Genomic DNA, 12,580 nt, shown 5'->3' with positions numbered 1-12,580 from the left:
AAAGAATGTGCGCGCGATACTACTGCGTTATTTCTTGTAAAGCGTATTCTTATACTTAGTGACTTGATTGGCTGTCTCATTGTCTCCTGTAGAGGTGAAATATTTAATCACCGTATCTAAGAATTTTTCAGTCGGTTTAAAATCATAATGCATCTGTTTATTCAGCTGATCGAAAGTTTCTTCTAAGAGTGTTGGATTGGTCTTTAATTCTTTAAAGTTGATTCGATAGCCGTCAAATATATATCTTAGTCCATCTAGATTTCCTTTTAGTGGTATACTACCGTGGTCTTCTCCTTCATAGGCTACATATTGATAACTCAGTGTAGTAGGAGTATTAGTACTTAATAATTTATCAAATTCTTTAATCGAACTATAATGATCACTTAGGTGACCTTTGTTCTCGCTTTCGCCCACTTGGGTAAGGAATAGTCTTCTGTGTTTAAAGTCTTGGTTTATCCCATCAGTATATTCTCTTAGTATAACCTTATTATCCCACCATATACTTGGGTCGTGTACGATATAAGCGTTAAACATATCTGTGTAGTTCAGTAGATTGTTTAACGCAGTAATTCCTCCGAATGAGTGACCGATTAGTATTTTGTAATCCAGTGTTCTGTAGTTGGTATCTACGTAAGTAAAGACTTCTTCCTTTAAGAATTTAAAGAAGGCATCATTCCCTCCATTTTCACCTTTTATTTTCTTAGCCTGTTCTGTAGACATCTCCTCACTACTTACTTTAGTAGGAGTCAGATCTCTTGTTCTATTGGTATTAATCACTCCTACTATGATCATCTCAGGGATAGAAGGGTATGGATATCTACTTAGCTTATCTAGATAGGCTGTTAGATAATTAAAGTTACTTTCTCCATCTAGTAAGTAGATGACAGGATACTGCTGATTAGGATATTGAGCTTCATTATATCCCGCAGGTAGGTATACTTGTATCTTTCTATCTTCGTTAAGCACTTTAGATTGGATTGTATATGTTTTTCCTATTTCTATTGCTTCTTGAGCAGTGATAGGATGAGCAAATAGTAGAGCCAATGGAAATAATAATGTATAGAAAAACTTCTTCATGATATAGATAATGATTGTTTTGTGTTTGAGTACAAATATAAGTCCTTATTTATACTTGTTCTAATTTGTGAAATTATAATTCCTTTTAGAGGACAAATAATATGTAGTTATTATCTTGTGCGGATTAAAGAGACGGTTGAAAATGAATAGATTAATTATTGTTTTTGTTGCACTTATTAGTGCATTTTGTGCTTTTGGCCAAAGCGCAAAAAAACCAATAGAAGTGAAGGTGTTAGACTCCACTGTGCAGGATAATAGCCTAGCTACTATTGTAGTAATGAATAACTCCAATGATACATATTGGTTTCCGTGGGATACTTCAGAGTTAGCTTATGGGGCTAGTGTAGGAAGTACGTATGAGAACCAAGTATATGTGTTGAGACAGAGAGTGTATAACAAGGCGAATCATATCGATGAGCCGATGCTGATGAGTGGAGATTATGATTCGGATGGTTTATTAGCGAAGTGGCAAGAGAAGCTAAAAACAAAGAAAGTAACCGACTATGTGATTATCAAACCGAAAAGCTTCGTACAGTTAAGACTTCCTTTTAAATCTGAACTAGCAGTAGCTCCTACCTGGTATGCGTGTAAAGATAGTATCAGTGATGGTGGGTATAAGTACTATGTAGCCTATGTGTATAATACGAAGGCTGTAGAGCAGGTACTAAGTCCTAAGCTACTAGAAGAGGTGAAGAAATTAGGGTATAAAATCTATGAGGCTCCACTAGAGTCTAACAAGGTTCCTATCGTGAAATAATAAAAAGAGAAGTATATCCCATATACTTCTCTTTTCGTCTAAAAAACAGCTGTATAAAAACTTTATACGAATTATTGGCACTGGTAAAAGTACTTATATCTAAATCGATATTATATGATAGTTATCAGTTTGTCTAAAAACAATATCACTGTAGAGAAATTTACTTTTATTTCATGAACGCTATGATTATAAGAGGGTAGATCAGGTAAGGATATTGTCTATAAATAGCATGTGTTATGTTTAGTTAAAGAATATGAGGAAGTAGTGGTTCTTCTGTGCATTTAGTTAGCTTTTAGTCTTATAGCAGTTATGTTGCTTTTGATTCTACACTAGAAGGGATGTGTCTCCTTCTTTAGTCCGTTGTTTTGGTTAAAATAACGGACTCACTACGGACTCATAACGGACTCACTACGGACTCAAGGCGACTAAAACTGAATGAAATGTAACAGTATGCAGAAGTAAACTTAGAAGAAAATAGTGGAGGACAGAAGACTGTACTTCTCGACTATACTGACAGTTGTTTTACTCTGTACTAAAGAATAGTATATCAATAGGATAAATATACACTATCATATAGTGTAATAGGAGTAAGTCTAATCAAATATTTGATTAGTTGATGTATTAGTTATTTTTACTTTGAATAGTGAATGGTTTTGTAAGCTTTTGTAATTTAAATTTGCTTGAGAGGTTACAATTATAGTTCACAAGTTATTAAATGTTTTAGAGAAGAATTGTCTTAGTTAATAAGACAATTCTTTTTTTATGTATAGGTGAGATATTTTACTAACTGTAAAATCTAGATTATCTTTGATGTTTAAAACGGATACTGCACATGCTTGATAATAAATATACTTCCTTATACTTTACCTCATTAGTAGATATTATCAATAATACAGAACTAACTACACGTGCTAAGTACAGACTACTTAGAAATCTACTAGAGAAAATATGTAAATATGTAGTAAAGGATGAGGTGATTAGTCTTTCTAATCTATTCTCTCGTCTATCCTTTATATGTAATAAGTATAATGCGAGCCGTGTTATCCACAGTTTTAGAATGATCAGTAATGATTTGACTAAGTATGATTCGGCAGAGTTAGATCTATATCTAGAGACCTACTGGATGGATGTAAATGATTTTATCTCTTACGTATTTCAGGTGCCTGTACCTGATGCGAATAGGTCATATTACCCATTTCCTATTCAGAGGTTAGCCCTGAAGCATAATGAGTTTGAGCAGATTATTGATAAGTTGAGAGTTAATGTATTGGGGATTAAGGATAACTTACTTTTATGTGATGTAGAGAATGCAGAAGATGGACAGCCTATACGTGTACAGATTAATGAAGAAGGAGTGAATGCTTCATTTAGTTCTATAGAGAAAATATGGAAGGGAGCTACACTACACTTGATTAATATAGGAGTGGATGATCATCAAATACATCATCCGAAGATATTTATACTAGAACCAGATTACTTAATAGATGTGTCTGCTATAGCAGAATGTTTTCAAGACTATGGGACTTCTTCATTGAGCTTTATAAAGTCGAAGTTCGATGAGATACCTAATAATAAGTATCTACTCATTGGTAACTTTGCTAATGCTGTCATGGATGAGTTAGTAGGTGCAGAAGACGCGCAGACAGTAGACTTTAATACAGTCTTTGTCCACCACTTTGAGAACTATCCTTTTGAGCATACGGCTTGTCCTGATATATTAGATATAGAACAGTTTAAACAATATCGATATGACTGTGAAACTCATTTTAATACGATTAAGAGAGTATATCTTGAAGAGTTTGTACATTATGGTATTACGAATGAGGGAGATATTAACCTAGAACCAAGCTTTCTGTGTGATGTATATGGAGTGCAGGGGCGTTTAGACCTTCTGCATAGTATAAAGAAAGATAATCTAAAGACAACTATCGTGGAGCTGAAGTCTGGTGGAACGGTCTATCCTGATGACGGGGTAGGGGTGAAACCTAATCACACTGTACAGCTGTATTTATATCACCTCATGCTATCTGTGGTATATGATATACCGTATCGAGAGATAGGAAATGAGAAGTATCTGAGTGGTTTTATTTTTTATAGTAAACCAAGAACTAATAATCTTCGTAAAGATCAGATCAACCTTCGTCGAGTGCAGGCTATATGTGAGTTGAGAAATAGAATAGTACTAAATGAGCATATCTTAAAGTCAGATGATCTGGAGAAAGTAGCGCTGTTACTCCACTATGTAAAAGGCGAGAATATAGTGCGTAATCCTAATCTGAATACCAAGTTTAAGGATATGCTCTATAAGCAGATAGATATGTTTACATCTGTGCTAGAGAAGTGCTCAGAGTTAGAGCGTACCTATTTTTATTCTTTTGTCAGTTTTATCGCAAGAGAACAATACATTAGTAAGTTAGGAGCGAGTGACTACGAAGGAAGTCACGGATTGGCAAGTTTATGGATAGACAGTGCTGAGGTCAAAAAAGATAAGTATAGTATCTTATATGATTTAGAGATTATAGAGAATAAAATCTTTGAAGAAGAGAAGCAAATTATCTTTAGGCGAACATTAGTAGATGACTTTGTCAACTTTAGAAAGGGAGATGTCTGTGTATTATATCCTCGAGATCACGATACTGACACAGCAGTGAAGCATCAGATATTTAAATGTACGATACAGAGTATCACTAAAGAAACGGTAACAGTTGTATTTCGTCATAAACAGAGAGGGATTAATTACTTTAATCAATATCGCTTATGGGCGCTAGAACGCGACTCTATGGATTCTTCTTTTACGAGTATGTATAAGAGTCTATATGCGTTCATGAACGCACCGAAGAATAAGAGAGAGGTAATCCTCAATGTGCTACCTCCTAGACAAGGGATAAATTATGGGTTCTATAAGCCTACTCTTTCTGTAGAGCAGAATAGAATATTAAATAATGCGTTGTCAGCAGAAGATTACTTTGTACTAAATGGACCTCCTGGTACGGGTAAGACTTCTCATATTATTAAGGAGCTTGTAGAAGAATTATATACCAATACTAATCAGAATATATTACTTCTAGCCTATACTAATAAGGCTGTGGATGAGCTATGTGGTGCGGTGACGGATGCGCTAGAGCATGTATCTGCTATAGATAAGTTTGTGCGTATAGGTAGCCCGTTATCTAGTAGTCAGAAATATGCTGATCATCTAGTCAGCACGATTATTAAGCGAGAGAGTGAGGCGTTAGAAAAGTCAGGTAGGAGATTTACTAGAAATGTTTTGTCTAATATCATTCGTAATAATAGAGTGTTTCTGTCTACAGTAGCTACTATGTCTAGTAAGAATGATGTGTTCAAGCTAAAGAAATTTGATACGGTTATCATAGATGAAGCTTCTCAGATATTAGAACCTCAGATTATAGGGCTATTGCCTAAGTGTAAAAGGTTTATTATGATCGGTGATCACAAACAACTGCCTGCGATAGTAGTACAGAGTGATACACTGTCTAAGACAAATAATCCTCTGCTAGAACAGATAGGACTAGCGGATAGACGCAATTCATTATTCGAACGATTATATAACTTCTGTGAACTGAATAAACTTAGTTACGCACATGATACATTGACCTATCAAGGGCGTATGCATAGAGATATAGCGGCATTTCCTAATATAGCATTCTATGAAGGAAAACTAAAAGAAGCTTATACATTAGAGAATTTAACTACAGTAGCTAAAAATAGTCTGCAGAGACAAGTAGCTCCGTTAAACTTAAAGCCTGTAGATAATGATCTATTAAGTGCAATATTAGCACAGAAGAGAGTCCTCTTTGTTAATGTGGAAGAACACCATGCAGGACAACAAAAGAAAACAAGTGAGAAAGAAGCTGATTTTGTTGTTTGTCTATTGCAGAAGATAGAGCAGCTTAATCAACTAAATGGATGTAGCACAGATTTGACAAAACAGGTAGGAATTATAGCTCCGTTTAAGAATCAGATAGCACTGATTAAAAATAAGCTAGAAGGTAGTGATATTCTAAATGCTGAGGATATAGTGGTCGATACAGTAGAACGTTTTCAGGGAGGGCAGAGAGATATTATTATTTATTCGTTTACTATAAATGAAGTACTTCAGCTAGATGGGGTAGTGAGTCTTAATGATGATCAGTCAGTAGACCGTAAGTTAAATGTGGCTCTGACTCGTGCAAAAGAGCAAATGATTATCATCGGTAATGCTGAGGTGCTTAGTCATAATAGTATATATAAAGAGATGGTCACTCATATTAAAGAACAAGGAGGTTACGTCGAATACGATAGTTTATAGTTAACAACAGTGTTTATAACTATGTTGATAACCCTGTTAATAAGAATTATTTACGGAGTAAAAATGTTGATAACTCTAGAGATATATTATTCTTAATAATTACTATTTTTTTTGTAAGTGATTGTATTAGTGGTGTTTGTTGGTTGTTGAGTGTAGAGGTTATCACTGTTTATAATGTGAATAAGATGAATTATAGTTATTAACAATATTGTTGATAACTATAGAGGTGCTACCTAGTAGCTTAGGTCAAAAAGAACATAGTAGAGCATAAAAAAACGCCATCGTAATGATGGCGTTTTCTGTATAGATAAATCTGTTAAGATTAGTTCTCCATATAAACTTCGATAGGAGCACAAGAACAAATTAAGTTTCTGTCACCGTAAGCATCGTCAATACGACGTACAGTAGGCCATAATTTGTTTTCAGCTACATAAGGAAGTGGGTAAGCTGCTTTCTGTCTTGAGTATGGAAGATCCCAGTTATCAGCAGTTAATAATGCTAATGTGTGAGGAGCATTCTTAAGCTCATTCACAGGGTTTTCTATTGTAGCATTCTCAATTTCTTGACGGATAGAAGCCATTGCATCACAGAATCTATCAAGCTCTTCTTTGCTCTCACTTTCAGTAGGCTCAATCATCAATGTACCAGCTACAGGGAAAGATACAGTAGGAGCGTGGAAACCGTAATCGATAAGACGTTTAGCGATATCCGTTACCTCAATACCTTTTTCTTTAAACTCACGTACATCAACAATCATTTCGTGTGCAGCACGTCCTTTCTCTCCTGTGTAAAGGATAGCGTAGTGCTCTTCTAAACGAGACTTCATATAGTTCGCGTTTAAGATAGCTTGTTGAGTTACTTTCTTAAGACCTTCAGTTCCTAACATAGTGATGTATCCGTAAGAGATTAGACATACTAAAGCAGATCCATAAGGCGCAGCAGAAATAGCTGTGATACCTTTTTCTCCACCAACTTTAACCACAGGGTTAGTAGGTAAGAAAGGTACTAAGTGCTCAGCCACACAGATAGGTCCTACACCAGGTCCTCCACCTCCGTGAGGAATAGCGAAAGTTTTGTGTAAGTTAAGGTGACATACGTCAGCTCCGATGTTAGCTGGGTTAGTGATTGCTACCTGAGCATTCATGTTAGCACCATCCATATAAACTTGTCCTCCGTTATCGTGGATGATTTGAGTAATCTCCATGATCGCAGACTCATATACACCGTGTGTAGAAGGGTAAGTAACCATAAGACAAGATAAGTTGTCTTTATATTGTTCCGCTTTAGCTTTTAAGTCAGCTACGTCGATATTTCCTTCTGGAGTAGTTTTAGTAACCACTACTTTCATACCTGCCATAGCAGCAGAAGCAGGGTTAGTACCGTGAGCAGAAGCAGGGATAAGAGCGATATCACGTTGGAAGTCATTTCGAGAGTGGTGGTAAGCACGGATAGCCATAAGACCAGCGTACTCTCCTTGAGCTCCTGAGTTTGGTTGTAATGTAGTGCCAGCAAAACCAGTAATTACATTTAACTTCTCTTCTAATCCATGTAACATCTCTAAGTATCCTTGAGCTTGTTCTGCAGGTACGAATGGGTGAACGTTGTTCCACTGTGCGTTACTCAATGGCAACATCTCAGCAGCAGCATTCAATTTCATTGTACAAGAACCTAAAGAGATCATAGAGTGGTTAAGAGCTAAGTCTTTGCGCTCTAATTTTTTGATATAACGCATTAACTCCGTCTCAGAGTGGTAGCTGTTAAATGCAGCGTGCTCTAAGAACTTAGAAGTACGTTTTAGTTTATCTTGGTATTTAACTTCAGTGCTTAATGCAGTTACTTCTGTAGCTGTCTTACCAGTAGCTTGAGCAAATACATTAACGATAGCGTTAATATCAGCTAACTCTACAGTCTCGTTTAATGAGATAGAGATAGTGTTTGCATCGATATAGTTGAAGTTAATAGAATTTGCTTCAGCGATAGGTTTCACTTTAGCAGCATCCGCTTTCACTAAGATCGTGTCGAAGAAGTTAGCGTTAACTTGCTCGATACCTAATTTACCTAATTCAGTAGCTACAGTTACTGCTTTAGCATGGATTAAAGAAGCGATATTAGTCAACCCTTTAGGTCCGTGGTAAACAGCGTAGAAACTAGCCATAACAGCTAATAATACTTGAGCAGTACAGATATTAGATGTAGCTTTTTCACGTTTGATATGTTGCTCACGAGTTTGTAAAGCCATACGTAGAGCGAAGTTACCATCAGCATCTTTAGATACTCCGATGATACGACCTGGCATACTACGTTTATACTCTTCTTTAGTAGCGAAGAAAGCAGCGTGAGGACCTCCGAATCCTAATGGAATACCAAAGCGTTGAGTAGTACCTACTACTACGTCAGCTCCCATTTCTCCTGGAGGAGTTAATAATACTAATGACATGATATCAGCAGCTACAGCTACTTTAATGTCTTTTGCTTTTGCTTGGTTGATAAAGTCAGCGTAGTCAGCTACGATACCGTGTTTACCAGGGTATTGTAAGATCGCTCCGAAGTACTCTTCTGAGAAGTTAAACTCTTCGTGGTTACCTAGTACTAACTCTACACCAAATGGAGTAGCACGAGTCTGTAATACTGATAAAGTCTGTGGTAATATCTCTTCAGAAACGAAGAACTTCACTACGTTGTTTTTCTTTTGATCTCTTGTTCTTACGTCGAATAATAAGATCATTGCTTCTGCTGCTGCTGTAGCCTCATCTAATAATGAAGCATTAGCAATCTCCATACCTGATAACTCGATAACAGTAGTTTGGAAGTTTAATAAAGCTTCTAAACGACCTTGAGCTACTTCAGCTTGGTAAGGAGTATAAGCAGTATACCATCCTGGGTTTTCAAATACGTTACGGATAATAGCTGCAGGAACTACTGCCTCATTATATCCTAAACCGATGAAAGAACGGAATATTTTATTTTTGTTTCCTAATGCTTGAATGTGAGATAAGTACTCATACTCAGTCATTGCAGGAGCAAGGTTTAAGTCTTCTTTAAGACGGATTGCGTCTGGAAAAGTTTCGTTGATTAATTGTTCGATGCTATCAGCTTTCACTGTTTTAAGCATTTCTGCCATATCCTCAGGACGAGGACCAATGTGTCTTAATGCAAATGCGTTTGTTTTCATTTGGACAATAAATAAAAGTTGTGTTTAATCACACAAAAATAACCATTAATCTGACAATTGTATGTTTATATCGATTAATTTTGAAAAGTAAATAAGCATTACACTTGTTAGATTGATAATTAATATGGATTTGTTAAAAAACAGAACAGTTGCTCTTTATTTAAACGGAAGTGTTCACGTTTCGTTAGCGGTCTTTGCTTTAGTGCAAATGACATTTTATTTCTGTCACCTTCCATTTGATGCAGTCGTGTCTACTTTAGCTTTTACAGGAACGCTGTTTTCTTATAACTTTATTAAGTATGCTGAAGTAATCTATAGACATAAGAACCCATTTACACTACGTCTGAAAGTCATTATAGGGATAAGTATTATCGCGTTGCTGATAGGTACTGTTGCTTTCTTTATGTTGAATTGGAAAGCACAATTCGTTACTTTGAGCTTATTGGTGTTGTCAGTTCTATACGCTATACCTATAAGTAGTAACCGAAGTAATCTGCGCAATCTAGCAGGACTTAAAGTGTATATCGTATGTCTGTGTTGGGCTACTGTAACGCTCATAGTGCCAGTGATGAATGCTGATATACCAGTCAGTTGGGATATTGTAGTTAAGTTTATACAGCGTTTTATCTTAGTGTTTATTCTAATTGGGATATTTGAAGTCGTTGATTTACAGTATGACGATAAGTATTTGAAGACTTTACCTCAGATGCTAGGAATAGCTAATACCAAATGGCTATTAGGATTATTACTAATTCCTTTTTATGTTATCGAATTCTTTAAGGTAGGCTATCAGCCTATACAGGCATGGAATAATATGTTGATTGTATTATTAACGTTGTTTTTTATTGTATATGCTTCACCGAAACGAACTAAGTTCTTTACGTTATTCTGGGTGGAGAGTGTGCCTATTGTATGGTGGTTAATTGTTGTCATTCAAGGGAATGCAATTATATGGGAATAAAAAGACCAAGCATTTAGCTTAGTCTTCATTTACATATTCTAGTATATCAGCGGGTTGACAATCTAATTCTTTACAGATTGCCTCCAATGTACTGAAGCGTATGGCTTTCGCCTTATTGGTCTTGAGTATGGATAGATTACTCACGGTGATACCTACACGCTCAGCCAACTCATTAAGCGATATCTTTCGCTTAGCCATCATGACATCAAGGTTTACTATTATTGGCATATCGTGGGGTTATATGGTTAGTTCTGCATCTTCTTTTAGACGCAAATGTTGTTTCAATACTTCTACAATCATCAGCAAAATTAAAGGAATAAAGAACATTGTGAAATTAAAATCACCTTTTACAGCTTCTAGGTTATATAGAGATGCTATTCTTGATGCTTCGTAATTATCTATAAAAGCTACTAGATTGCCTAGTATTCCACATAACAATAATGCGTATGCAAGTTGCTTCAAACGAGTAATTTGTTCTAGGTTAAGATAGTTACCTTTAAAAAGTTTCTTTAAGTACCTAATCGTTTTGCTAAAGGAATAGACTAAAGCGATTGTGAATAGAAACATAATAAAGAATTTGCTAGTTGTCAGTAATATATTGGAAGTGTTGTCTTCTATTCTCAATATGCTAGTAGAATCTTCTATCTCTATGCTATCATTGTTTAATGTATTTATAAACTCTGAATTCTCTCTTTTAGGAGATTTGACAGTTATATAATGAATATTATTTTCCGTGCGACTCCCTTGTTCACGTCCTCTATTAAATGCGCCTGTGATATTCGCTGTATTAAATTCGTTAATAAAGGATAGTGCGTATATAAATATTAATAAGACTGTTAGTATTTTTAATTTCATAATACATTGATTAGATAATTAGATCTGCATCTTCTTTTAGACGCAAATGTTGTTTCAATACTTCTACAATCATCAGCAAAATTAAAGGAATAAAGAACATTGTGAAATTAAAATCAGCTTTTACAGCTTCTAGGTTATATAGAGATGCTATTCTTGATGCTTCGTAAGTAGATAGATATTCGAGTATATTCTCATAAATAGCAAGACCTAAAAGTATAGAAGCTAGTACTTTTATACGTTTAATTTGAATACGACTAACAGTTTCTCCTTTGTACAAAAACTTTAGAATAGTAAAGCTATTGTATAAGGCATAGACTATAAAGCCGATAAAAATAAATGAACTCATTATCATAACAGTTCTAAGAAATGAATAACTAAAAGGAACATCATCTACACGAATTCTACTTGTTGAATCAGTTACTGCTATCTTAGGTGAGTTATGATTAGTAGTTAATTTTGCATTGTATTCTGTACCGTTTTTGATTGTTATATAGTAAGGATTTGTTGAAATGCTTCTTGCGCTGTCATATCCTTCATTAAAACCTCTTTTCATATCTTTAAAGTGATTGTTAAAGGAAAATAAATAGGCAATGATTAATAATATAGTTAGAAATTTTAGTTTCATAAGATCAAGTTATATGGTTAGTTCAGCATTTTCTTTTAAAGTTAAATGTTGCTTTAATACTTCAACAATCAATAACAGAATTAAAGGAATAATAAATAACGAAAAATCATAGTCATACTTAACTAGGTTGAGGTTATAAATATTAGCTACTTCTTGTTGTTCTTTGTTTGAATAATAAATAAATATATTCCCTAATACAGGTAGAAGTAGTTGAAAATAAGCTAGAATTTGTAGTCGTCTTATTTGACTATTAGATGCTATATTACCATTATATAAGTTTTTAAAGAATTTTATAAATACAATAATGATAACTGGGAAAAGGAGTATAGTAAGGATACCTAACAAACCTATGAAGAAATTACTAATCCCGTTCGAATATTGTTTAGGAACTTCTACTTCAATAGTCTCTTTTATTTCACGTATTTGTATACCAGTAGTTTTTTTATCTGTTAGAGATAAATGAAGGTCAGAGGTTTCACTAGGAGTCTGTTTAACGATCAAAGTAGTATACACTTTATCATCATGACATTCTGGAGCATTATTATACCCTTGTTGAAAATCTCTAAAGTGTACACAAAGATTGGCTATATATAATACAATAAATATAACTGTAAGTAATTTCAGCTTCATAATCTAGGTTTAAAATAATACGTTTATTAATCGTTCACATAATGCTATTAAAAGCATAGCCCAATGGATTAGTAATTTTATCATCGTTAGTAATTTAGTTGGTTAATTGTCATTCAAAAGTATATTTAATTTTTTATAAAACAAATAAAATTTATTGTTATTCGATAAATACTTGTCTAAAAACGTAAAATATA

At 34.6% G+C, this 12,580-nt stretch carries 9 protein-coding genes; 3 read left to right on the top strand and 6 right to left on the bottom strand.

Features of this window, described 5'->3' with window-relative positions; translation table 11 throughout:
• Positions 1-27: 27 nt before the first annotated feature.
• Complete coding sequence (locus BK054_RS02840; RefSeq protein WP_006259561.1) at positions 28-1,077, bottom strand: alpha/beta hydrolase; 1,050 nt, start codon at positions 1,075-1,077, stop codon at positions 28-30.
• A 142-nt stretch (positions 1,078-1,219) separates the two neighbouring features.
• On the opposite strand from BK054_RS02840, the gene BK054_RS02835 reads away from it, so the two are divergent.
• The gene (locus BK054_RS02835; protein ID WP_006266930.1) at positions 1,220-1,834 is read left to right on the top strand and encodes a hypothetical protein; all 615 of its coding nucleotides are present in this window, start codon (positions 1,220-1,222) and stop codon (positions 1,832-1,834) included.
• A gap of 832 nt (positions 1,835-2,666) precedes the next feature.
• The gene (locus tag BK054_RS02830; protein WP_006266931.1) at positions 2,667-6,143 is read left to right on the top strand and encodes an AAA domain-containing protein; all 3,477 of its coding nucleotides are present in this window, start codon (positions 2,667-2,669) and stop codon (positions 6,141-6,143) included.
• Between the two features lie 322 nt (positions 6,144-6,465).
• Here the strand turns inward: BK054_RS02830 and gcvP are convergent, their stop codons facing one another.
• On the bottom strand, positions 6,466-9,315 hold the full coding sequence (gcvP, locus tag BK054_RS02825; protein ID WP_006266932.1) for an aminomethyl-transferring glycine dehydrogenase: 2,850 nt from the start codon (positions 9,313-9,315) through the stop codon (positions 6,466-6,468).
• 124 nt (positions 9,316-9,439) lie between these two features.
• Here gcvP and BK054_RS02820 point away from each other — a divergent pair, with 124 nt between their 5' ends.
• On the top strand, positions 9,440-10,276 hold the full coding sequence (locus tag BK054_RS02820; protein ID WP_006266933.1) for a hypothetical protein: 837 nt from the start codon (positions 9,440-9,442) through the stop codon (positions 10,274-10,276).
• A gap of 18 nt (positions 10,277-10,294) precedes the next feature.
• On the opposite strand, the gene BK054_RS02815 is transcribed toward BK054_RS02820, so the two are convergent.
• From BK054_RS02815 to BK054_RS02800, 4 genes are all read right to left on the bottom strand, one after another.
• A complete protein-coding gene (locus BK054_RS02815) occupies positions 10,295-10,504 on the bottom strand; it encodes a helix-turn-helix domain-containing protein (protein ID WP_006259555.1) in 210 nt (69 codons plus the stop codon).
• A gap of 9 nt (positions 10,505-10,513) precedes the next feature.
• The gene (locus tag BK054_RS02810) at positions 10,514-11,131 is read right to left on the bottom strand and encodes a DUF2975 domain-containing protein (protein ID WP_006266934.1); all 618 of its coding nucleotides are present in this window, start codon (positions 11,129-11,131) and stop codon (positions 10,514-10,516) included.
• 10 nt (positions 11,132-11,141) lie between these two features.
• Positions 11,142-11,684, bottom strand: a complete 543-nt coding sequence (locus BK054_RS02805; RefSeq protein WP_232234334.1) for a DUF2975 domain-containing protein — start codon at positions 11,682-11,684, stop codon at positions 11,142-11,144.
• Positions 11,685-11,765: 81 nt separating this feature from the next.
• Positions 11,766-12,386 carry a DUF2975 domain-containing protein gene (locus tag BK054_RS02800; RefSeq protein ID WP_006266936.1) on the bottom strand — a complete coding sequence of 207 codons (621 nt, stop codon included), beginning with the start codon at positions 12,384-12,386 and terminating at the stop codon, positions 11,766-11,768.
• Positions 12,387-12,580: the final 194 nt, after the last annotated feature.

Source organism: Myroides sp. ZB35 (assembly GCF_001865835.1).
Lineage (GTDB): Bacteria > Bacteroidota > Bacteroidia > Flavobacteriales > Flavobacteriaceae > Flavobacterium > Flavobacterium odoratimimum.
This window is presented reverse-complemented; position numbering and strand designations above follow the sequence as displayed.

Bases quoted from the DNA above. Each gene is read 5' to 3' on its own strand.
- BK054_RS02835 (WP_006266930.1), top strand. From the start codon at position 1,220: ATGAATAGATTAATTATTGTTTTTGTTGCACTTATTAGTGCATTTTGT.
- BK054_RS02815 (WP_006259555.1), bottom strand. From the start codon at position 10,504: ATGCCAATAATAGTAAACCTTGATGTCATGATGGCTAAGCGAAAGATA.
- BK054_RS02805 (WP_232234334.1), bottom strand. From the start codon at position 11,684: ATGAAAAGAGGTTTTAATGAAGGATATGACAGCGCAAGAAGCATTTCA.
- gcvP (WP_006266932.1), bottom strand. From the start codon at position 9,315: ATGAAAACAAACGCATTTGCATTAAGACACATTGGTCCTCGTCCTGAG.
- BK054_RS02830 (WP_006266931.1), top strand. From the start codon at position 2,667: ATGCTTGATAATAAATATACTTCCTTATACTTTACCTCATTAGTAGAT.
- BK054_RS02800 (WP_006266936.1), bottom strand. From the start codon at position 12,386: ATGAAGCTGAAATTACTTACAGTTATATTTATTGTATTATATATAGCC.
- BK054_RS02840 (WP_006259561.1), bottom strand. From the start codon at position 1,077: ATGAAGAAGTTTTTCTATACATTATTATTTCCATTGGCTCTACTATTT.
- BK054_RS02820 (WP_006266933.1), top strand. From the start codon at position 9,440: ATGGATTTGTTAAAAAACAGAACAGTTGCTCTTTATTTAAACGGAAGT.
- BK054_RS02810 (WP_006266934.1), bottom strand. From the start codon at position 11,131: ATGAAATTAAAAATACTAACAGTCTTATTAATATTTATATACGCACTA.